This is a genomic window from Longimycelium tulufanense, assembly GCF_014645795.1.
GTDB lineage: Bacteria > Actinomycetota > Actinomycetes > Mycobacteriales > Pseudonocardiaceae > Longimycelium > Longimycelium tulufanense.
In genome coordinates this window covers 100926-121951 of record NZ_BMMK01000019.1, presented here as the reverse complement: position 1 = coordinate 121951, position 21026 = coordinate 100926, and the positions used below count along the sequence as shown (strand labels likewise).

Below are 21026 nucleotides of genomic sequence, written 5' to 3'. Positions count from 1 at the left end.
CACCACCTCACGCATGAGCCCTGCGGCTACCGCACCTGGCTTGCCTACAACGTCGCCAGCGACCACGACCGCACCGAGATGCGGCGCGTCATCCACGACCACACCTGCGGACCGGAGGACTGACCGATGTCCCGTGCCCTGCCCATTGATCGTGACCAGCTTCGCGCCGCGCTGCGGGAACTGCTCGACGACCCCCGCCCCGCGGCGGCCCGCCCGGAAGTGCTGGCCGCTGTGGCAGCCGAACGCCAACGCCGCCACGAGGACGACGACGGTGATGACGCTCCCGACTCGCCGATCACCGGCGACTTCGCGCGGTTGTCGATGCTGGCCGAGGAAGTCGGCGACGTCGCCCGCCAGCTCGGCCCCCACGCCACCGACCCCGACGCGCTGCGCCCCGAACTGATCCAGGTCGCCGCCGTGGCGCTCGCCTGGGCCGACCGCCTAGACGAGCTCGACGGAGCACCGTTCTAACCCCCACCCAGAGCCCGGGGCCAGCCCCATGCCTCCTACAGCCTGGGCTGGCCCCGGGCGCCCACCCACCCCGACACGAGCGGAAAGGACGAGCACCGTGACCCTCTCATCACCCACACCCCGCGAACGGATTGAGGCGCTCCGCGACGCCGCGTTGGCCTGTGCCGCCCGGGGCTGGCCGGTCTTCCCGATCCGGCCCGGCGCCAAGAAGCCCGCCCCGCCCCTGCACCACGCCGACCGCTGCCCGGGCACCGGGCCGTGTCGGGCTGGGCACCGCGGCTGGGAACAGCGCAACACCACCGACCCGGCGGTGATCGGCCGGCATTGGAGGGCGCACCCCGACCACAACATCGGCCTGCCCACCGGCCCGGCCGGGCTGCTCGTGGTCGACCTCGACATCCTCAAGCCGGGCAAGGCGTTGCCGGAGGACTGCACAAGGTGGGGGGCGACCCACGGGGCGCAGATGCTGGCCCGGCTCGCCACCGAGGCCGGCGAGAGCGTGCCGGACACCTTCACCGTGCGCACCCCCTCGGGGGGCACGCACCTGTACTTCCGGCAACCCGCCGGGCAGCGTTTGGGCAGCACCCGGGGCACGCTGGCCGGGCTGATCGACACCCGCGGCTGGGGCGGCTACGTGGTGGCCCCCGGCTCGACCACCCGGGACCGGGCCTATGCGGTGATCAACGACCGCGCGCCGGTCGAGGTGCCCACCTGGCTGGTCCACCGGCTCACCGTTCGGCCGTCTCCGGCCGTCTCAGCGCCGCGTGAGATCGCTCCTGCCAAGGTCAACGCCTACGTGAACGCCGCCCTCACCGGCGAGCAGGAACGGATCTCCACGGCCCCCTCGGGGCAGCACAACCGGGCCCAGTGGATCGCCGGGCTGGCCGTGGGGCAGCTCATCGGCGCCGGGCAGCTCGACCACGACACCGCCCTACGCGAGTTGATGGAGGCCGCCCAGGTCCACATCACCGGCCCGTGCGGCTGCACCGAACGCGGCGTGCGCGCCGCCATCGCGTGGGGCCTGACCGTCGGCGCCCGCAACCCCCGCCGCATCAACCCCCAGGGGAGGAGGACCGCATGACCGAGCCGACCAGCAACCACCCCCCGCGTCCGCCGTTGTTCCCGGTCGGCAGGGACGGTCGGCGGCGGATCCGGGTCAGCACCAACCCTGATGCGATCCGCGCGCTCACCGCCGCGGTGGACGCCCGGATCATCCCGGACACCTACGTCACCGACGGCACCCCGGTGGTGGTCGAGCCCGTGTCCGGGGCCGGGGAGGTCACCGCCGGGGATGACGACGTTCCTCTCCCGTTGGCGGCCTCCCCCCTGCGCCCACCGTTGTTGGCGGCGCTGCTGGCCGAACACGCCGACGTGCGCCGCCCGGAGGTGGACAAGAACGGCCAGCCCCTGGAGGTGGAGGTCTGTCCACCGGGCCCGGTCCTGGCCGCGGTGCTGGCCCGCCGCTCCTGGCCCGGCCTGCCGGTGCTACGCCGGATCATCTCCACCCCGGTGCTGCGCCCGGACGGCACGCTGCTCCAAGCACCCGGCTACGACCCAGCCACCGGGTTCTACCTGGCCACCAAGACCCACCTCGATCCGGTGCCCGACCACCCCAGCCGCGACCAGGTGACCGAGGCCCGCACGTTCCTGTTGGAGAAGTTCCTGCGGGACTTCCCCTGGCGCACCCCCGCGGACCGGGCCAACTACCTCGCGTTGTTGGTCACCCCGATCATCCGGCCCTACACGCGGTCCCTGTCGCCGTTCGGGATGATCGAGGCATCCATGCCGGGATCGGGTAAGACCATCCTCGCCGGCTGTGTCGGGCTGCTGGTCGGGCAACGGGTGCTCACGTGGCCGGACTCCGACGAGGAGTTGCGCAAGGCCATCACCACCGTGCTGGCCGACCAGGTCGGGGTCGTCGTCTTCGACAACCTCACCGAAGGCGCGGTTATCGACTCCGCCGTGCTGGCGAGGCTGGTCACCGAACGCACCTGGACCGACCGCCGGCTGGGCACCAACGCCGCGGCCACCTACCCCAACGACCGGCTGTGGCTGGCCACCGGCAACAACCTGCGCACCGGCGGGGACATGGCTTCCCGCACCGTGTGGGTGCGCCTCGATCCGGACTGTCCCCGGCCCGAGGCCCGCACCGGGTTTTCCATCCCGCACCTGGACACCTGGATCCTCGACCCCGCGAACCAGGCCACCGTGCTACGCCACCTGCTGGTGCTGATCCTGGACTGGACCGCCCACGGGGCACCCACCACCACTGCGGTGCCGAACATGCGCCAGTTCACCCGCTGGGCACACCACCTCGGTGGATTCCTCGCCCACCACGGGATACCCGGGTTCCTCGACAATGCCGAGACCACCCGGGACCTCGACGACGACGCCGCGGAGTGGCGCGCGTTCCTCACCCGCTGGCATCACCTGCACGGCCACAAGCCGCTGACCGCCAACGAGCTCCGCGTCACCGCCGAACCCGAGTTCGGCACCGGGGTCGACCCGTGGGCGGGCACCTTCCCCACCACCGGCGGCGGGAAGCTGCTGTCCGCCAAATCGTTGGGCCGCAAGCTCACCGGCCAACTCGACCGATGGCGCGGCGACATCGTGCTACGCAGCGTGAACGACCCGCACGACAAGATCCGCCGCTACTGGCCCCAACGACAGGGCGACCAGCCCACCCCCCAGAAAGAAACCCCGCAAACCCCGCAGCACCCCACCTGACCAGGACAAATAAAGATCAACACTCTGCGGTATTTCGTCGCGTCGTGATCCAACAAACCCCGCAAACCCCGCAACCCTGCGGGGTTTGCGGGGTTTCGACAACCCGCCGACCACCCAAACCCCGCAACCACAACCCCAGGTCAACACCCGATTGCGGGGTTTGCGGGGTTTCCGGAAGACCTTCCCCGCCCCGTCTACACAGCCCAGGACAACCCACCCACCCCGACCGTCACACACAGTAACCGCAGGAGGGAAAGGAACATGATCAACCCGCCCATCCCCCCACCTTTTGCAGCCACTCACCAACCCGCTGCAAAAGGAGGGGGCAGCCACTCGACACCCATGCCTCACCTAGCGCCCGAGGTGGGTTTCTCGCTGGAGCAGGAGGCGAAGGAAGGGGGACGCCGTGTCGCGTGATCAGTTCAATGGCCTGCCGATTCTGTACAGCCCGGAAGAGGTGGGGAAGCGGCTTGGCCGGTCTGGCTGGTGGGTGCGCGAACAGTGCCGGCGTGACCGCTTTCCGCACACGCGGGCCGCTGGTGCGATCCGCTTCACCAGTGAACAGTTCGGCGAAATCTTGCGGATCTTGGAGCGGCGGCCCGAGTTCCCCCAGCAACAGGGCAACGCGATCGGTCGTCGGTGCCGTCAGCAGGCTCCGAGGACATCGGTGGTTCAACTTCGGGCGCGCCCTCCGCGCAGAGCCCGATCCGCTCCTCCACCGGATGAGGGGAGCCGTACGGCATGAGATCCCGAAACGTGCAGGAAGTCGGCCAGTCAGAGGGGACACCTGATCCATGGGCTACGCGGAGAAGCGCGGCAACTACTTCCGCGCCCGGTACAAGATCGCGCCCGGCCGGTATGGCACCGTACGCGATCCGTCCGGCGCCACCGCCAAGTTCCGCACCAAGCGCGAGGCGGAGAAGGCGGCGAACGACGAAGAGGCAAAGGTCCGAGCGGGCACCTGGCGTGATCCCTCGGCCGGTCAGATCACGTTCGGTGCCTACGCGTCGCGCTGGTACGCGGCGCAGGACCTGGCGGCGTCCACGATGCAGAACTACCGCCGGCATCTGGAGGAGCACCTGCTGCCCGAGTTCGAGGGGCGAGCGCTGTCCGAGATCCTCGGCCCGGACGTGGACGCCTGGGCACGCAAGGAACGGGAGCGCGGCTACAGCGAGTCCAGCATTAAGACGTGGCGCGGGACGCTGCACCTGGTGCTGGCAGACGCGGTCGAGGAAGGGCTGATCGGCACGAACCCGGCCACCAAGCGACGCGGCCGGGGTAAGCGGGCCGGCCGTTCTCGCAACCGGGCCCCGGAGAAGGTGGTCACCGATCCGCTAGGTGTGCTGCTGATCGCCGAACGGGCCGCGCTGCTGTCCGGCCGCGATGATGAGTTCGTAGCTCTGGTGCTGATGGGCTTCACCGGAATGCGGTGGGGCGAAATCGTGGGCTTGGAGACCGAGTACGCCCGCCTGGGCTCCCTCCGGGTTGAGTGGCAGCTCTACGAGCTGGACACCGGCGAGTTGCATCGCTGTCCGCCGAAGGACGATTCCTACCGGACGATCGATACCCCGACGTGGCTGTCCAAGCTCGTGACCGACCACCTCGCCCGGACCGCGCCGACACCGTGCGGGTGCCACGGCCGGACGTACATGTTCCACGGGTTGAGTGCCTCCAACGGCGACGCGACGCGGCCCGGCGCGAAGCTGGTCGACGTCGCCCGCCGGGCGAAGGTGTCCACCGGCACCGTGTCCAACGTGCTCAACGGCACGGTCGGCGTCGCCGAGGACACCAGGGCCCGGGTGGAGAAGGCGATTGCTGATCTCGGGTACGTCCGCGGTGGCGCGGCGTCGCAACCGGCGGCGCACTGGCGGCGCACGGGGTTCGCCACGTGGTTGTTCCAGCCGGCGGCCACCGGGTGGTACCCGAAGAAGGCACCCCAGCCGGCCCGTCCGGTGCCGGTGCTGGCCGAACCGTGGCCCGGGGTCCCGGCCCGCGGCCGAGGCGCCCACGGGCGTGCTGAGGCGTGCTGGGTGCCGATCGCGTCAGGCTTGACCCCGCACGGGCTGCGTCACTCCCACCGGACGCTGATGGAGGAGTTAGGCACGCCGCCGGTGCTGGCCGATGAGCGCATGGGGCACACGGACGGGTCAGTGCAGCGGCGATACACGCACGTCACTGCGGACATGCGGGCTCGACTTGTCGAGGACCTGACGCGGTGCTGGGACGCGGCGTTGGACGCCCGGCTCGCCATGTCGCCGAGGTCACCAGTGGCCGCGCTGGACGAGCTGCTGCAGGTGAGGGCGAGAAGGAAGGGAGGCGTTCCCAAGATCGTCTCCCAATTTTCTCCCACCGCGGGGCCCCAGGACAAGTCAGGGGCCGCCCACCTCACGGCGGACGGCCCCTGACCTGCATGTCCTCTGTCGGGGTGGCGGGATTTGAACCCACGACCTCTTCGACCCGAACGAAGCGCGCTCCCAAGCTGCGCCACACCCCGTTGGACGATCGATAGCTTACAGGGCGTCGGCCGAGGCACCGAACCGGGCCCCGGTTGACTCGGTCACACCGTCCTGACCAGCGTTGCCCTTGCGGGGAACCAGGGTCAGCAGGCTCGCCTCGGGCGGGCAGGCGAACCGCACCGGCGCGAACGGCGAGGTGCCCAGCCCTGCCGACACGTGCAGCCACGTGCGCGCCCCCCACCGCGAGGCGCCGCGCGCCCGCGACCGGTCCAGATCGCAGTTGGTGACGATCGCGCCGTACCCCGGCAACCGCAGCTGCCCACCGTGGGTGTGGCCGGCCATGACCAGGTCGTAGCCGTCGGAGGCGAAGGCGTCCAGCACCCTCGGTTCCGGGGAGTGGGTGACCCCCAGCCGCAGCGCCGCGGTCGGGTCGGGCTGCCCGGCGATCTGGTCGTACCGGTCCCGCCGCAGGTGCGGGTCGTCCACGCCGGCCGCGATCACGGTCTGCCCGGCCACGGTCAGCCGCCGGCGTACGTGCGTCAGGTCGAGCCAGCCCCGCTCGGTCATGGCGGCACGCAGGTCCTGCCAGGGCAGTTCCGTGCCGTGGACCCGCCTGGTCTTGGCCGCCGGCAGCAGGTAGCGGGCCGGGTTTTTGAACCTGGGCGCGTAGTAGTCGTTGCTGCCCCAGACGAAGACCCCCGGGACGTCGAGCAGCGGCCCCAACGCGCGCAGGACCGCGGGCACGGCCCGCGGGTGCGCCAGGTTGTCGCCGGTGTTGACGACCAGGTCGGGCGCCAGCTCGGCCAGCCCGGCCACCCAGCGCTGCTTGGACTCCTGCCCCGGGGTCATGTGCAGGTCGGAGATGTGCAACACGCGCATCGGCCGCGCTTCCGGGGCGAGCACCGGCAGGGTCGCGGTGCGCAGGGTCCACCGGCGCCGCTCGTAGCCGGCCGCGTACGCCACCGTGCCGGCGCCCAGCGCCATCGTGCCGAGGAGGATCCGACCGAGGGTGTTCACGAGCCCGAGCCTACGGACTGCCGCCCGCCGGCTCGTCCGGGCGGTCGAGTCATCCCGGCACGGCGTGTGCCGGCGAAAATCCGCCGGCTGGCGCGGTGGGAGCCGATAGCGTCTGTGGACATGGCGGAGTTGAAGGCACGACTGCAGGCCGACCTGGCCGAGGCGATCAAGGGCCGGGACCAGACGGTCGTGGACACCCTGCGCATGGCGCTGGCCGCGGTCACCACGGAGGAGGTCGCGGGCAAGCAGGCCCGGGAACTGTCCGACGACGAGGTCGTGAAGGTGCTGCGCCGGGAGGCCAAGAAGCGGCGGGAGGCCGCCGAGGCGTTCGCCGGCGCCGGCCGGCAGGAGCTGGCCGACAAGGAGCGTGCCGAGGGCGAAATCCTGGACCGCTACCTGCCGGCGCAGCTCGACGACGCGCAGCTGACCGAGCTGGCCCGCCAGGCGGTGGACGAGGTGGCCGCGCAGCTGGGTGAGCGACCCGGCCCGCGGCAGATGGGCCAGGTCATGAGGGTGGCGAACGCGAAGGTCGCCGGCGGGGCCGAGGGGTCCCGGGTCGCGGCCGCGGTGCGTGCCCTGCTGCAGGGCTGAGCTGCCGGGAGCGCCATCGCCGGGCAGTGGAGCGCGCCGGCGCGAACGTGTTGGAAAGCGAGGTTCGAAGGCCAACCCCGTTGTCGTGGCCCGAGCAGTGGCGCGGACCGCTTACGGCCGAGGCCACACGATCAGTTCGGGCCAGCCTTCAGGCTTTCCCTGAAACGCTCTGAGACCGCAAGCTCCCTGCCCGGCTCCAGGCCGAAGCCCGAATGATCCGTGCCCGACTGGCACCGTGACGGCACCGTGACGGCGCGGAGAAAGCAGCCACGCTCGTTCTCGCTCACCAGCCAAGAGACGACGTGAAGGTCCGTATGCGCAGCGGTCGCCCAGCACAGACCGTGCACGGCGACATCAACGTCACCATCAACATCACCGACAGGACACCAACATCCTGTCCCCACAAGGGAAAGTGCGCTGCCAGATCGACGCACGACCGCCCGCGTTCCGCGTTACCCACCCGCTTCCTCGGGCGGACTTGTGTTGGGCTGCTCCGGAATCCCGTCACCCGGGACGGGTGTGCGACCGCCCACGCCGGGCGACTCCCGCTCACCCGGCGACGGTGACTCGCCGGGCTCCCCACGAGGCGATTCACCCGGGGACTCCGACGGTGGCGCCGCGGTTGGTGAGGGCTTCGGCGCCGGCACGTACCCGGTGCTCACCGAGATTGTGATCATCTCGCCGGGCAACGCCACGCCCCGCGGGCTCTGGCTGGCCACCACGCCCTTGGCGTACGAGCTGTTGATCACCCGGCGCTGGACCTGGTAGCCGGCCTCTTCGAGGATCTGGCGGGCCTCGTTCTCCGGCTTGCCCACGACATCGGGCACGCGGATCTCCGGCCCGCCGTGCTCGTACCGCGGGTCCGCCCCCGGCAGCCCGACCACCGGAAGGCTCTCGTGCACCCGGCTCATCGCGTCGAACCAGGTGTGCGCCGGGACCGTACCGCCGTAGATGTTGCCGCCACCACCGCACAACCGCGGCGGGTTACCCACGCAGATGCCCTGCGGCTTAACTCCGTCGCTGAAGGTCAGCACCGCCCCCGCGTAGTGCGGGGTCGAGCCGATGAAGCCGGCGGACTGGTGGCTCTCGGTGGTGCCGGTCTTGCCCATCATCGGCCGGTCCCACTTCACCGACTTCGCGGCCACGTAGGCGGTGCCGCTCGGCTTGTCGTCCTTGCTCAGCCCCACGACCAGCGAGTTCGCCAGCGGCTCGGCGACCGCCTGCTCGCAGGGCGCCTCGGTGATCGAGATCGGCCGGCCGCTGCGGTCCCGCACCTCCTCGATCGGTGACGGTGGGCACCACACGCCACCGCTCATCAGCGTCGCGCTGACGTTGGCCAGCTCCAGCGCGCTCGTCGGGCCGAAACCGAGGGTGAACGGGCCGATCTTGTGCCGCTTGATGAACTCCGCCTGTGACGGACCGTTCGATCCGTCCGGCGACAGCGGATCGCCGTACCTGTTGATGCGCTGCAGGCTGTCCCGCATTCCCAGCCGCACGGCCATGTCCACGGCGTTGTCCAGCCCGACCCGTTCCAGCAGCTTGATGAACGCCGTGTTCGGCGACTGGGCCAGCGCGTCCTGCAGGGTCAGACTGCCGGGGTACCTGCCGGCGTTCACCACCGTGTAGGGGTTGGTGCCGTTGGTGTAGACGCGGGAGGTGTAGGCGCCGGGGACGTCGATGCGGTTGCGGATCCCCATGCCCCTCTCGAGGGCGGCCGCCGCGGTGAACACCTTGTAGATCGAGCCCGCACCGAACTTGATGATGTCGCTGGGCAGGTCGTACTGGGTCTGCCCGGCCCGGGCGTCCAGGCCGTAGTCACGATTGGCGACCAGCGCCCGCACCCGGTGCCGGTCCTTCCCCGGCTGCACCACGGCCATCACGTTGGCGATCCCGAAGGTGCGCTTGGGAACGTGCTTCTCCGTGGCTTCCTTGGCCAGGCGCGTGATCTCCGGGTCCAGCGAGGTGCGGATGGTGTAGCCGCCGCGCTTGATGGTGTCCAGGGAGAACCCGGACCGCTCCAGGTAGTCCAGCACGTAGGAGCAGAAGAACCCGTCCGAGGGGCCGGCGCCGATGCAGCCGTTGTCCAGCCCGGTCAACGGTTCGGAGATGCCCAGCGGTTCCTGCTTGGCGCTTTCGCCCATCTCCCGGGTGATGCTGCCGTAGTCGACCATCTTGTCGATGACCGAGTTCCGGCGCTGGAGTACCAGCTCGGGGTTGAGCACGGGGTCGAGCAGGCCCGGCTGGTTGACCATGCCGGCGAGCATCGCGGCCTGCGCGATCGTCAGCTTGTCCGGCGTGGTGTCGAAGTAGGTGCGCGCCGCGGCCGCGATCCCGTAGGTCTGGTGGCCGAACGGCACGACGTTCAGGTAGCCGGCCAGGATCTGGTCCTTGGTGAGCCGCTTCTCCAGTTGCAGCGCGATCCGGATCTCCCGCAGCTTGCGGGCCGGGGTCTGCTCGACGGCGCGGATCCGCTCCGTCGCCGTCTGGGCCACCACGTGGAGCAGGTAGTTCTTGACGTACTGCTGGGTCAACGACGATCCGCCCTGGGTGATCTCGCCGTAGAGCTGGTTGGTCAGCCCCGCGCGGACCGTGCCCCGCCAGTCGACTCCCTCGTGCTCGTAGAACCGCCGGTCCTCCACCGCGATGATCGCCGCCTTCATCGTGTCGGCGATCTTGTCCGGCGGGGTGAGCACCCGGTACTGGTCGTAGACGTAGGCGATGGGCTTGCCGTTGACGTCGGTGATCGTGGTGACCAGCGGCGGGTCCTGGGTGATTAGGTCGGCGGAGATGTTGTTGACCGTCTCGCTGGCACGGTTCGAGACAACACCGGCCGCGCCCACGACCGGGAACAGGATTCCCGCGACGAGGACGCCGGCCAGCAGGCAAAGACCGAGGAGCTGGAGCAGGCCGTCCCGTGCTCGCACGGGCATCAGGGTAACTGTCACCTGTGTAAGTGACATCACATCTTGCCCGGAAACGGTGACGTCCGGTAACGGCTGTGCAACCCGGTGTTGGACGTGGAACCGAAAAGCTCTACAGTCCGTCAACGTCTTCACGACCACGCACGGCGGCCGCTCCCCGAAAGTGTGCCGCTGGCCCGGTGCCGGGGGGTGCCGGGTTCGTCGCGACGACGGTAGGAGCTGGGGGACATGGTGTTCGACCAGGGGGATTGGCGGATCCGGGCTGCCTGTCGGGACGAGGATCCGGACACGTTGTTCGTCCGCGGAGCCGAGCAGCGCAAGGCCAAGGTGATCTGCCTCGGCTGTCCGGTGCGCACCGAGTGCCTGGCCGAGGCGCTGGACAGCCGGATCGAGTTCGGCGTCTGGGGTGGGATGACGGAGCGTGAGCGCCGCGCCCTGCTCCGCCGTCGGCCCGAGGTGGAGTCGTGGCACGACCTGCTCGCGGCCGCGCGGCGGGAGCACGGAGACACCGAGGCGACCGAGGCGAAGGTTGGCTGATCAGCACCGGCCGGTGTCGGCCAGGTGTTTGACGGGCACCGCACCCGGGACCGCCGCGGACGGACGAGTTCCGCGCCACCCGCTCCGGTGGCTGGAGCGTGAGCCCGCGGTGTCTGGCTTCGGCATGCCCGCGCTCCGCCCGGCAGGCCGGGCCGTTTCCCGCGCCGCACTGCTGCTGCGCCGAGAAAGTTGACGCGATCGCTGTCGAGCTCCGCTGGGATCTTGCTTGACCAGCACGGCGCCGGAGCCATCCACACCTCCGGGACGCTGGAGGTGTGGCCGGTTCCGGAACCGCACATTGACAGGCGGGCACACTACTCGGCAACTGGGGCGGAAACCGCTCGCCACGTGCGACTTCGGGCTCATTGGTGGCATACGACGCAATGACGGCTTCGCGCCGGTTCCGGAGGTCACGTGACGCGAACTGCTCCGCGTACCGGGCAAGGGGAGCGCGTCGATGGGGACACGCCCGAGTAGATCACTCTAATGGGTGATCTTGGGAGTTGTCGGTACGACCCTCGCCCGAGCAACTGCGTTGGGTGGCCGAGTTTCCCCGGCAATCGTATTGTTCCTGGTGAGAGCGCCCGATGCGGCACCGCGAACCCGCTGTCGGAGCGTGTGCCGTGGCAAACCCCGAACCGGGGCGCGCTGCGTCAGGTTCCCGCCAACCGGTGACCGATTTCCCTCAACCCGGCGATGTCGTGCACGTCGGTGGGCAGCGCCGGTACGCCGATCAGCGGGACCTCGGGGTGGGCGGTGGTGAACCCGGCGAGCAGGCGCTTCTCCCGTTCCGCCACCGCCACCCGGTCGGCGTGCAGCCGCAGTACCGCCTCGGCCAGCGCGGCGTCGCCCCGTTCGGTGAGGGTGTCGGCGGCCGCCTGCGCACCGGCCCCGCTCAGCCCGGCCAGTACCGGGTGGGTCCGGTTGAGTACCAGCCCGGCCAGCGGCATCTGTTCGGTGGCAAGCCGATCCACGAAGTAGGCCGCCTCCCGCAGCGCGTCCGGCTCGGGCGCGGCCACCACCACGAACGCGGTGCCGGGCGAGCGCAGCAGCCGGTAGGTGGCCCTGGCACGCTCGCGGAAACCACCGAACACGCTGTCGAATGCCTGCACGAACGCGGAAGCGTCGGCCAGCAGCTGCCCGCCGACGATCGTCGACACCGCCTTGGCGAACAGACCGAACCCGGTGCTGACCAACCGCGCGATACCTCGCCCGCCGGCCCGGGCCGGTGCCGAGAGCAGTCGGATGATCTTGCCGTCCAGCACGGTGGAAAGCCGCTGCGGCGCATCCAGGAAGTCCAGCGCCGACCGGCTCGGCGGAGTGTCGACGACGATCAGGTCCCAGCCGCCCTCGGTGGCTAGCTGGGCCAGCTTCTCCATCGCCATGTACTCCTGCGTTCCGGAGAACGACGTGGAGATCGTCTGGTAGAAGGGGTTGGTCAGGATCTGCTGCGCCCGCTCCGGTCCGGCGTGCGCCAGCACCATCTCGTCGAAGGTGCGGCGCATGTCGAGCATCATCGCGTGCAGCTCGCCGGGGGCGTCGTCCAACGCCACCCGCCGCGGATGGTTGCCCAGCTGGCGCAGGCCCAGCGACTGGGCCAGCCGGCGGGCCGGGTCGATGGTGAGCACCACGGTGCGCCGTCCGCGCTCGGCCGCGCGCAGCGCCAGCGCCGCCGCGGTGGTGGTCTTGCCGACCCCGCCCGAGCCGCAACACACCACCACACGGGTATCCCCGTCGTCCAGCAGCTCGTCGATGTCCAGCCCTGGTGGCCGGACCCTGGGCGTGCTCACCGAACCCCCTGCTCGATCAGCAGCTCGGCCAGTTCGTGCAGGGCACCGGGGCCGATGCCGTCGGCGCGGTCGGGCAACTCCAGCACCGGAAGGTCCGCACCGGCAAGTTGGTCCATGGCCTGCCGTTCGGAACGCACCCGGATCGCGTGCTCCACGGTTTCGTCGACCAGGCCCTCGACTACCGCCGGCGACGGGGTGAGCCCGGCCGCCCGCAGCCCCGCCATCAGCTCGTCGGTCTCCACGCGGCCGGTGGCCGCACCATCGGCGACCGCAACCGGCAGCCGCACCGGCCGCACCCGGTTGACCAGCACAGCTCCCGGCCGTAGCTCGGCGGAATCCAGGTCCTCGACGGCTTCCAGCGTTTCCCGTACCGGAAGCTCCTCGAGCAACGCGACCAGGTGCACGGCGGTGTCCCCGGAGTGCAGCAGTCGCACCACGCCGTCGCTCTGTTCGCGGATCGGTCCGACCTTGGCCAGGTCCGCCATTGCCTTGGTGACGTCGAGGAACTTGACCACACGACCGGTCGGTGGGGCGTCGAGCACCACCGCGTCATACGCATGCCTGCCGCGCGCATCCGTGCGGGTGACGCACTCCTTGACCTTTCCGGTCAGCAGAACGTCGCGCAGGCCGGGGGCGAGGGTGGTCGCGAACTCGATCGCACCCATCCGGCGCAGTGTCCGGCCCGCGAAACCGAGGCTGTAGAACATCGACAGGTACTCGAGCAGGGCCGCCTCCGCGTCCACCGCGAGCGCGCGCAGCTCGCCGCCACCCGGCACGTTGGTCACGTGCTCCTCGGAGTAGGGCAACGGCGGCAACCCGAAGAGCTGGGCGATGCCCTGTCTGCCCTCGACCTCGATCAACAGCACCCGCCGGCCGCCGTGGGCGAGCGCCAACGCGAGTGCGGCACCGGCCGTGGTCTTGCCGGTCCCGCCCTTCCCGGTGACCACGTGCAGCCGGGCTCGGGCCAGCTCGTCGGTCCAGCCGGGGGACGGGGTGGTCACGTGCCCAGCGTAGGCGGCATGCCGCCGCCGGGCGCGGTTCGCGGCGTGGGGTCGATCACCCGGTGGCCAACCGATATCCCCAACCACCCGGGAAACCAACAGCTCGTCGCAGACCACCCGCCAATCGCATTCCAACCCAACGGATCGGTACGGCTAGGGCGATGTCCAGGAAGGATTACGGGTCGGCGCGAGTGCTGTCGCCGGGGCGATTGGGTGCTGTCAACCCGGCGACGGTAAGTGGTCACCGCGCTAGTCGGCGAGGGTGACCACCCCGACCATGATCCATGAGGCGGCGACCAGCCCCCAGCTCACCGTCGATGGCAGCACCGTGGCCACCAGCAGCGTGATCACGGCGAGGATGCCGAGCGCGATGGCGCCGGTGCGCAGCACATCCAGCTGGTCGCGGCCCCGCCGGTCCCTGGTCTGGGCCATGGCGACCAGGGCGAGGATGAAGCCGCCCACCGCCATCAGGCTGGCCGCGACGATCCGCCAGGTCTCCACGACCACGACGGTAAACCCGGTGTTCGGGGGTCGGGAGCCGGCGATCCGGCCGCGACCGGGTGGGCTCGTCCACCCGAACGGCCGGCGTGTTGGCTACGCTCCGCGCCATGACCAAGTGGGAGTACGCCACCGTCCCGCTGCTGATCCACGCCACCAAGCAGATTCTCGACCAGTGGGGCGCGGACGGCTGGGAGCTCGTCACCGTCCTGCCCAACCCCAGCGGGGAACAGCACGTGGCCTACCTGAAGCGGCCGAAGGGGGAGTGAGCGTGGGCGCCTGGAAGCAGCGCCTGTCCGAGCTGGGCATCGAGCTACCACCGGTCGCGGCACCGGTCGCGGCCTACGTGCCGGCCATGCGCAGCGGCTCGCTCGTGTTCACCTCCGGACAGCTGCCGTTCGTCAACGGTGCCCTACCGGTGACCGGAAAGGTCGGCGGCGAGGTCGGGCCCGAGGAGGCCAAGGGTCTGGCCGGGCTGTGCGCGTTGAACGCGCTGGCCGCCGTGGACGCGCTCGTCGGCCTGGACGCGTTGGTCCGGGTGGTCAAGGTGGTCGGCTTCGTGGCCTCCGCCGACGGGTTCACCGGCCAGCCCGCCGTGATCAACGGCGCCTCCGAGCTGTTCGGCGAGGTGTTCGGCGAGGCGGGCCGGCACGCCCGCTCCGCGGTCGGCGTCGCCGAGCTGCCGCTGGGTGCCCCGGTCGAGGTCGAGCTCGTGGTCGAGGTCGGCTGAGCCGGGTGGGGTTCGGCATGGGATCGACGACCACGCCCGGTGCGGAGCGGGACTGCCACGAGCTGCTGCTCCGGCTGGCCGGCCGGCTGCCGGACGACCTGCTGTGGCGGTACCGGGACTGGCTGGCTGGTGGGGCGCTCGACGTGCTGGCGCGCGCCCTGCCCCGGACCCTGCTGCACGACCGGATCGGCTGCTCCGAACGGGAGCACCGGCTGCTCCGGAACGCCTTGAGCCCGCTGGGCGCGGACCCCGCGGCCCTGGCCGCCCTCTCGGTGCGCCCCGAGCGCCCCGACGTGGGCTACGAGTTCACCTCCGACCCACCGGACCGGGGTGGCGCGGACCCGACACTCGTCGTGCTCGGTGCCGCGTTACGCGGCCGCCCCGGCGTACGCGAGGTGCGATGCTGCTGGCGCCGGAGCCCGCACGGCGACGTGGTCCGCGTCGTGCTGGTCACCGCCACCGGCGACCTGCCCGGGCTCACCGGGGAGCTGCAACGCATGTTGCGCGCGCTCGGCGAGCACGAGCCGGTGGTCGAGGTGTTGCCGACGGACCTCGACCCGCCCGCCTACCACCGCGCGGCGTTGCGCACGTCGGAGCTGGTGAGCACCGGGGCGGACGTGGTCCCAGCATAACTGATCTTGGTTGGACCGCGGCCCGCGGGTGGCGCGGGCGGGAAGGAGGCATCCGTGGCGGAGACGCACGCGCTACCGGACCGGCTGCACCACCTGCTGCTCGGCTTCGCCGGGCGGGTGGACGACGACGCGCTCGCGTCGGCGCGCGAGCTGGTCGCCGTGGCCGAGCCGGACCGCGCGGTCGAACTGCTCGTGGGCTGCCTGCTGGCCGGCCGGATTCCGGTGACCTCGGGAGAGCAGTACCAGCTCCGAAGGCTGCTGGACGTGACCGCGTCGGAGCCGACGCTGGTGGAACGGCTTGCCGTGTTGGACGAATCCCCGACCGACCCGCACCGGTTCTCCAGCCGGAACGACGGTGATGAGGACGTTCGCTCCGCCCTCCGGTCGGCCGCCGCCCGCGTGGGCGGGGTGCGCTCGGTACGGACCACGTGGCGGACCACGCCGGCCGGCGCAACACCGGGCAGGGTCCCGCAACGCGTGCTGCTGGTGGAGATCGAACACGACGGGTTCGCCGCGGCCACCGCCTACCAGATGACGAACGCGGTGCGACAGGCCGGATCCCGCGCTGCGGTCGAGGTATACCGGGCGGGGGAGGAACTGCCCGAATACCACCGGAGGGCCCTGGAGGCATCGATGCCGGTGGTGCTGGACGGCCGGGCTCCCGCCGACACGGGGCCGGAACCCGCTGGCGCGGAGCGGCACAACCCGCGCCGGCAGGGCTACGGGGACTACGAGGACAACCCGCGGAGCTCGGAACCACCGGCGGTGGACGACCTCCCGGAACCCGAGGTGCTCTCGGTGCGGACTGACGAGCCGCGTCGGGAGCAGCCGGCGCGGTTGCCGGCCGCGGTGGACTCCAGGCTCACCGAGCGGGAGCGCGGACTGTTGCAGCGGCTGCACGAGGAACTCGAGCAGCGCGAGCGCGATGACCGCCCGGAGACCTCCGGCTGGCAGCTTTCCGGCGAGATGGACGAGGGCGAAGGCGAGGGGAGACCGGCGGGCGGCCCCGAGCTGGGGGCGCCCAACGGATACCCGCCCCTGGGTTCCTCGAGCATCCCGCCCACGCCCTGACGGGCCCTGTCCGCTGCCGCTCCCGGACGGAAGTCACGCTCGCTGACATACCGGCGTCCGCAGGGAAGCGGAGCCGAAGCCGACCTCGAACCACGAGTGCTTCCCCGCGCGGCTGTTGCCTCGCGGAATGCAGTCGGCCCCACCTCCGAGGTGGCCGCGAGGGGTCGACCCCCTCCGCGTACTCGCCACAACAGCAACCTCGAACTCGACCGGCTCGGGCACCTGGCCGCCTCGGCTGTGAGCGCGTGCTCAGGCCGGGAGCGCGTGGAGGGCATCCGTCAGCCGTACCCGAACCTCCACGTCCAGTGGTCGGAAGAGGCGCGCCGCGATGCGGTCCGTCGCTGCGGCCGCGCGAATCCGCACCGGGTCGCCCAGCGGGAGTGCCCGCATCTGGTCGATGGTGACGCCCTCACCGAGTCGTGCCGTCGCCCGGGCGTCCGCGCGGTGCGCCTGGAGTGCACACAACCTGTCGAAAAACCGCCCGGCAATGCCGGAGTTCGGGGCGGCCGCCACCCAGGGGTCGTAGACCCGCCCCGACGACGTGCCCGTTCCGCGGCAGACCACCTCGTCCAGCGACTCGAGCAACTCGACCGGTTGACCCCACAGCCCGCGTGCGGTGTCGTCGATGATGTCGAGCAACGCTGTCAGCACCTCACGTGTCCGCTCGGAGGCCACGAGGTGGTTGCCCCGTAACTGCAGCCAGTCATGGGCCGCCAGCTGCGCGAGCGCCGCATCGACGTCCCCGTCGTATTCCCGGTGCACTGCTCGCGCAAGATCGGTGTGTACCGGCCCAGCAAGCAGCAACGTGCGCAGCGGAAGAAGGAAGTCTCCATGCGCCTGTAAGCCATTTCGGTCGAACAATTCGTTGAGCCGTTCGGCGGCATGGTCGTGCACCTCAGGAACCAGTCGGTACAGCTCGCGTCCCACGTCTGCCGCGGTCGCGCAGGCATCCGAGGCGTCTAACGCCACCCGTGCCGACTCCACGGCCTCCTCGTCCGGTTCGGACTCCAGCTGCAGGCGCAGCGCGGTAGCGAGCAACTCCCTTGCCCGGTCCCACTTCCCGGACTCGTAGTACGCCCTACCAGCCTGGTGGAACACGAAGATGTAGTGGTTACCGAGCTCCGGGAGCAGCCGGCCCTCCTCCAGGCAACGCTCGAACTCCCGCAACGCCTCCCCGAAACGCCCCTGGCCCTGCAGTGCCTGGGCGAACCGCGCGCGGGCCAGCACCTCCGACGGCGTCGGCCCATACCGTTCGGCCAACCGTAACGCGGCCCGCAGGTGCTCCTCGGCAACGTCCAACCGGCGCAGCAGCCGCGCGGCGACACCGATCTGTGTGTGGTGCATGCGGGCTTCCGCCGGGTTGCCGGGCTCCGTTGTCCGCAGTGCCTGGTCCAACCAGGCGGCCAATCGTTCCGGGCGGCGCAGTTTCTCCTGCAACGTCTCTGGATCGATGGTGTAAGCGTAGAGCTCCGTCTGCAGTCCGGTCACTGGTGTCCCCCGCCGCGCGTGCGTTCGGTAACCAGTTGATCGAATGAGATGCGCTCGTGTTAGCCGGGGTAACTCGGATGCGCTAACCGGCCCGCCGGCGCGCGTCCGCCAGAATCCGTTGCAGGTGAAGACCCCGGCGCACATCGCAGGGGTGCTCGCGGGTTCCCGTCTGCACCATGGCGACGAGGTCGTCGAGCAGGTTCGTGTAGCACTCTTCCGCCGGGGTGGCTCGCCCTGACAGCGCGCGGAAACCGTGCACACCGTACACGGCGAACTCGACGATGGTCGGTCGCACCGGAAGATGGAGCGACATCGTCACCGTGCTGCTCGCGCCGTTCTGGTGCCCGAACATGAGGGACCACAGGTCGTGGCGGGAACGATGTGCCGCAAGGACTTCCGACACGTCGCCCAACGCGGCGTCGATGAGGTCGATGGCGTGCGGACCGATGTCCGCAAGGGCACCCTCGCCGTGCCGCCAACCGTTGTCATCGATTACTCCCAACAGCGCACCGGAGAGCCAGCGGGCGGAGCCACCCGCCCAGCCGCCGAGTCGATCCAGCTCGGCAAGCCAGGCCCGGGTTTCCGGCGCGAACCGGCGGGTCAGCATCAGCAACGCGACGACGTTGCGCTCGGTCACCGAGCCCGCCAACCGCTCCGCGTCCTCCACAGTGGACCCGAGTGGCTTCTCCAGGATCACGTGCTTGTCCGCGCGGATCGCGGCGAGCGCGAGCTCGGCCTGCACCGCGGGCGGGACCGCGAACGCCACGGCGTCCACAGTGGCCAGCAGCTCGGCCGGGTTGTCGACGGTCTCCGCTCCGTGCGGCCCGGCCAGCTTCTCCGCGCTCGCCCGTTGCCGGGACCACACCGCGGTCAGCCGCGTTCCTGGGTGATCGGCGATACCGGGAGCGTGTACCCGTTGTGCCCACGGCCCTGCTCCCACGAGTCCAACCCGGAGCTGCTCGTCCACCGCCCCATCGTGCACCGAACACGCTGGAACCGCGGCCGCCGCCGCGCCGTCCCAGCCGCACGCGATTCACCAGAGGGGGGATGTGTGGTGACAGGGGTGACAGTCCCGCTCGGCGGCGTGGTGGCCGACCCACGGCGCGTTCGGTATGCGGTAACCGCCGTCGCCGGGGACCGGGTCCGGCTGTGTTACTGGCAGGAAGATGGGCCCGGGGCCCGCCACGCCGTGCTGGTACGCGGGCAGCCCGTGGTGCTCGCGGGGCAATCCGTGTTGATCTCCGAGGTGCTCTTTTCCGCTGACCGGCCGCCGCGCGTCGTGCTCGGCCCCACTCGCCTCTCGTCAACCGCGCGGACCCCCCTCTAGGGTCGGGGCGTGCCCGAACTGCCGGAGGACCTGACGCTGCCGCCCGGGTTCGTCCCGGACGAGCCGTCGGCCGCGTCCGCGACGCCCAAGGACGCCGCGACCGTCGTTCTGGCCAGGGACGGTGCCCACGGCATCGAGGTGTTCCTCCTCCGCCGCGTGCTCGGCATGGCCTTCGCCGGCGGCATGAGCGCCTTTCCCGGCGGCGGCGTGGACCGCCGGGACGCCGACACCGCCGTGGCCTGGACGGGACCGGAGCCGACGTGGTGGGCCGAGCGGTTCGGCTGCGGGCCGGAGCTGGCCCGCGCCCTGGTCTGCGCCGCCGTCCGGGAGACCTTCGAGGAGGCCGGCGTGCTGCTCGCCGGCCCCGACGCCGACTCCGTGGTCGCCGACACCACCCCCTACGCCGGGGCACGCAGGGCCCTGGTCGCCCGGGAAGCCTCGCTGGCCGAGTTCCTGGCCGGCGCGGGCCTGGTGCTGCGTGCCGACCTGCTGCGGCCGTGGGCGAACTGGGTGACCCCGCCGGAGGAGCAGCGCCGCTACGACGCCCGGTTCTTCCTGGCCGCCGTCCCCACCGGCCAACACGCGGACGGCGCCACCAGCGAGGCCGAGGACTCGGCCTGGCAGCGACCGGCCGACGCGCTGGCCGACTGGCAGGCCGGGCGGCGGGCACTGCTGCCACCGACCTGGATGACCTTGGCCGAGCTGGCCGAATGCGGCTCGCTGGCGCGGGCACTCACCGTCGAGCGCCGGATCGCCAAGATCGTCCCGCGCGTGGTGCGCCGGGACGGCGTGCTTCGGGTCGTCCTGCCCGGGGACCCGGAGTACCAGGAGGCGGCCGGGCACCTGGACGCCCGCCCCGAGGACCGGCTGGAGCACAGGTGAGTGGTTTCGTCGAGGGAGTCCGCGCCCAACATCCCGCGTACGGCGAACTCCGTCAGGTCACCAGGAACGCGGCGGTGGTGCTCGCGTCGAACCCGTCGCCGATGACCCTCGACGGCACCAACACCTGGCTGCTGGGCGGTGGTGACAGCGAAGCCTCGGTCGTGGTGGACCCGGGGCCGGACGACGAGCAGCACCTGCGCCAGGTCGCCGCGCACGGCCCGGTGTCGCTCGTGCTGCTCACCCACGGCCATGCGGACCACTCCGCGGGCGCGCGACGCTTCGCCGAGATGGTCGGCGCGCCCGTACGTGCCCTGGATCCGGTGTTCCGGCTCGGCTCGGAGGGGCTGGCCGACGGTGACGTGGTCGAGGTCGCCGGCCTGACCATTCGCGTGCTGGGCACGCCCGGCCACACCAGTGACTCGCTGTGCTTCCTGCTGGAGGACGACGGCTCCGTCCTCACCGGGGACACCGTGCTGGGCCGGGGAACCACCGTTGTCGCACACCCGGACGGGCGCCTCGCCGACTACCTGGAGTCCCTACGCCGCCTGTCCGACCTCGCGCCCGGCACGGTGGTGCTGCCGGGCCACGGACCCGAGCTGCCCGACGCCGGACAGGCCGCGCGCGCCTACCTCGCGCACCGCGAGCAACGTCTCGAGCAGGTGCGTGCCGCGCTCGCACAGCTCGGCCCCGACGCGACCGCCCGCCAGGTCGTCGAGATCGTTTACGCCGACGTGCACCAGTCGCTCTGGCCGGCCGCGGAGTGGTCGGTTCGAGCGCAGCTCGACTACCTCCGCGAGCACGGATAACCAGGCGTCGCCTCGGTGCTACCCGGCCGTCGTGCTGGGATGGGTTGCGTCCCTGACCCGCGGTTCCGCGCCTTCATGGCG

20 protein-coding genes and 1 tRNA gene are annotated in these 21026 nt (G+C 71.1%); 13 read left to right on the top strand and 8 right to left on the bottom strand.

The genetic code is table 11. From position 1 onward, the window contains the following. Positions 1–126: 126 nt before the first annotated feature. The 4 genes from IEY55_RS19655 to IEY55_RS19640 all read left to right on the top strand — a co-directional run bounded on the left by IEY55_RS19655 (position 127) and on the right by IEY55_RS19640 (position 5603). Positions 127–471: a hypothetical protein gene (locus IEY55_RS19655; protein ID WP_189059953.1), complete on the top strand. Its 345-nt coding sequence runs from the start codon at positions 127–129 to the stop codon at positions 469–471. Between the two features lie 97 nt (positions 472–568). Further along, the gene (locus tag IEY55_RS19650; protein ID WP_229686552.1) at positions 569–1552 is read left to right on the top strand and encodes a bifunctional DNA primase/polymerase; all 984 of its coding nucleotides are present in this window, start codon (positions 569–571) and stop codon (positions 1550–1552) included. Continuing rightward, entirely contained in the window at positions 1549–3198 is a 1650-nt protein-coding gene (locus tag IEY55_RS19645) for a hypothetical protein (protein ID WP_229686551.1), read from the top strand. The genes IEY55_RS19650 and IEY55_RS19645 overlap by 4 nt, the downstream gene beginning before the upstream one ends. 794 nt (positions 3199–3992) lie before the next feature. Beyond that, a complete protein-coding gene (locus IEY55_RS19640; RefSeq protein ID WP_189059950.1) occupies positions 3993–5603 on the top strand; it encodes a tyrosine-type recombinase/integrase in 1611 nt (536 codons plus the stop codon). Between the two features lie 15 nt (positions 5604–5618). Here the strand turns inward: IEY55_RS19640 and IEY55_RS19635 are convergent. Together IEY55_RS19635 and IEY55_RS19630 are read right to left on the bottom strand one after the other, a co-directional pair. Then, a tRNA-Pro gene (locus IEY55_RS19635) sits at positions 5619–5692 on the bottom strand. Positions 5693–5708: 16 nt separating this feature from the next. Then, positions 5709–6638, bottom strand: coding sequence for a metallophosphoesterase (locus IEY55_RS19630; RefSeq protein WP_189059966.1), 930 nt, complete (start codon positions 6636–6638; stop codon positions 5709–5711). A gap of 153 nt (positions 6639–6791) precedes the next feature. Between IEY55_RS19630 and IEY55_RS19625 the strand changes: the two genes are divergently transcribed. Then, positions 6792–7262, top strand: a complete 471-nt coding sequence (locus tag IEY55_RS19625) for a GatB/YqeY domain-containing protein (RefSeq protein ID WP_189059948.1) — start codon at positions 6792–6794, stop codon at positions 7260–7262. 452 nt (positions 7263–7714) lie between these two features. Here the strand turns inward: IEY55_RS19625 and IEY55_RS19620 are convergent, their stop codons facing one another. Next, positions 7715–10192 carry a penicillin-binding protein gene (locus IEY55_RS19620; protein ID WP_189059946.1) on the bottom strand — a complete coding sequence of 826 codons (2478 nt, stop codon included), beginning with the start codon at positions 10190–10192 and terminating at the stop codon, positions 7715–7717. A 219-nt stretch (positions 10193–10411) separates the two neighbouring features. On the opposite strand from IEY55_RS19620, the gene IEY55_RS19615 reads away from it, so the two are divergent. After that, positions 10412–10720 carry a WhiB family transcriptional regulator gene (locus IEY55_RS19615; RefSeq protein WP_189059944.1) on the top strand — a complete coding sequence of 103 codons (309 nt, stop codon included), beginning with the start codon at positions 10412–10414 and terminating at the stop codon, positions 10718–10720. Positions 10721–11373: 653 nt separating this feature from the next. Here the strand turns inward: IEY55_RS19615 and bagB are convergent. The 3 genes from bagB to IEY55_RS19600 all read right to left on the bottom strand — a co-directional run bounded on the left by bagB (position 11374) and on the right by IEY55_RS19600 (position 14012). After that, complete coding sequence (bagB, locus tag IEY55_RS19610) at positions 11374–12510, bottom strand: ATPase BagB (protein ID WP_189059942.1); 1137 nt, start codon at positions 12508–12510, stop codon at positions 11374–11376. Continuing rightward, positions 12507–13511 carry an ATPase BagA gene (gene bagA, locus IEY55_RS19605; protein ID WP_189059940.1) on the bottom strand — a complete coding sequence of 335 codons (1005 nt, stop codon included), beginning with the start codon at positions 13509–13511 and terminating at the stop codon, positions 12507–12509. Before bagA ends, bagB begins: the two co-directional genes overlap by 4 nt. 249 nt (positions 13512–13760) lie before the next feature. Continuing rightward, positions 13761–14012 carry a hypothetical protein gene (locus IEY55_RS19600; protein WP_189059938.1) on the bottom strand — a complete coding sequence of 84 codons (252 nt, stop codon included), beginning with the start codon at positions 14010–14012 and terminating at the stop codon, positions 13761–13763. Positions 14013–14119: 107 nt separating this feature from the next. On the opposite strand from IEY55_RS19600, the gene sp36 reads away from it, so the two are divergent. Genes sp36 through IEY55_RS19580 form a run of 4 tightly spaced genes read left to right on the top strand, consistent with a single transcriptional unit; the run spans position 14120 to position 16442 of the window. Then, positions 14120–14278 carry a Sp36 family protein gene (sp36, locus tag IEY55_RS19595; protein ID WP_189059936.1) on the top strand — a complete coding sequence of 53 codons (159 nt, stop codon included), beginning with the start codon at positions 14120–14122 and terminating at the stop codon, positions 14276–14278. Between the two features lie 2 nt (positions 14279–14280). Next, complete coding sequence (locus IEY55_RS19590) at positions 14281–14739, top strand: RidA family protein (RefSeq protein ID WP_189059934.1); 459 nt, start codon at positions 14281–14283, stop codon at positions 14737–14739. Positions 14740–14756: 17 nt separating this feature from the next. After that, positions 14757–15371 (top strand): hypothetical protein, encoded by a 615-nt coding sequence (locus IEY55_RS19585; protein WP_189059933.1) that lies wholly within the window; start codon positions 14757–14759, stop codon positions 15369–15371. A gap of 54 nt (positions 15372–15425) precedes the next feature. Further along, the gene (locus tag IEY55_RS19580) at positions 15426–16442 is read left to right on the top strand and encodes a hypothetical protein (RefSeq protein WP_189059931.1); all 1017 of its coding nucleotides are present in this window, start codon (positions 15426–15428) and stop codon (positions 16440–16442) included. 249 nt (positions 16443–16691) lie between these two features. Here IEY55_RS19580 and IEY55_RS19575 read toward each other — a convergent pair whose 3' ends face one another. Next, a complete protein-coding gene (locus IEY55_RS19575) occupies positions 16692–17930 on the bottom strand; it encodes a tetratricopeptide repeat protein (protein WP_189059929.1) in 1239 nt (412 codons plus the stop codon). Between the two features lie 82 nt (positions 17931–18012). Then, a complete protein-coding gene (locus IEY55_RS19570; protein ID WP_189059927.1) occupies positions 18013–18897 on the bottom strand; it encodes a Gfo/Idh/MocA family protein in 885 nt (294 codons plus the stop codon). Between the two features lie 87 nt (positions 18898–18984). Here IEY55_RS19570 and IEY55_RS19565 point away from each other — a divergent pair, with 87 nt between their 5' ends. The 3 genes from IEY55_RS19565 to IEY55_RS19555 are packed head-to-tail and all read left to right on the top strand — an operon-like array spanning position 18985 to position 20945. Continuing rightward, entirely contained in the window at positions 18985–19257 is a 273-nt protein-coding gene (locus IEY55_RS19565) for a hypothetical protein (protein WP_189059925.1), read from the top strand. 30 nt (positions 19258–19287) lie between these two features. After that, positions 19288–20139 (top strand): NUDIX hydrolase, encoded by an 852-nt coding sequence (locus tag IEY55_RS19560; protein WP_229686553.1) that lies wholly within the window; start codon positions 19288–19290, stop codon positions 20137–20139. Beyond that, a complete protein-coding gene (locus IEY55_RS19555; RefSeq protein WP_229686550.1) occupies positions 20136–20945 on the top strand; it encodes an MBL fold metallo-hydrolase in 810 nt (269 codons plus the stop codon). The genes IEY55_RS19560 and IEY55_RS19555 overlap by 4 nt, the downstream gene beginning before the upstream one ends. Positions 20946–21026: the final 81 nt, after the last annotated feature.

Coding starts and splice junctions, on each gene's coding strand:
- IEY55_RS19585 (WP_189059933.1), top strand. CDS start 14,757: ATGGGATCGACGACCACGCCCGGTGCGGAGCGGGACTGCCACGAGCTG.
- IEY55_RS19620 (WP_189059946.1), bottom strand. CDS start 10,192: ATGCCCGTGCGAGCACGGGACGGCCTGCTCCAGCTCCTCGGTCTTTGC.
- IEY55_RS19625 (WP_189059948.1), top strand. CDS start 6,792: ATGGCGGAGTTGAAGGCACGACTGCAGGCCGACCTGGCCGAGGCGATC.
- IEY55_RS19615 (WP_189059944.1), top strand. CDS start 10,412: ATGGTGTTCGACCAGGGGGATTGGCGGATCCGGGCTGCCTGTCGGGAC.
- IEY55_RS19640 (WP_189059950.1), top strand. CDS start 3,993: ATGGGCTACGCGGAGAAGCGCGGCAACTACTTCCGCGCCCGGTACAAG.
- IEY55_RS19645 (WP_229686551.1), top strand. CDS start 1,549: ATGACCGAGCCGACCAGCAACCACCCCCCGCGTCCGCCGTTGTTCCCG.
- IEY55_RS19655 (WP_189059953.1), top strand. CDS start 127: ATGTCCCGTGCCCTGCCCATTGATCGTGACCAGCTTCGCGCCGCGCTG.
- sp36 (WP_189059936.1), top strand. CDS start 14,120: ATGACCAAGTGGGAGTACGCCACCGTCCCGCTGCTGATCCACGCCACC.
- IEY55_RS19630 (WP_189059966.1), bottom strand. CDS start 6,638: ATGGCGCTGGGCGCCGGCACGGTGGCGTACGCGGCCGGCTACGAGCGG.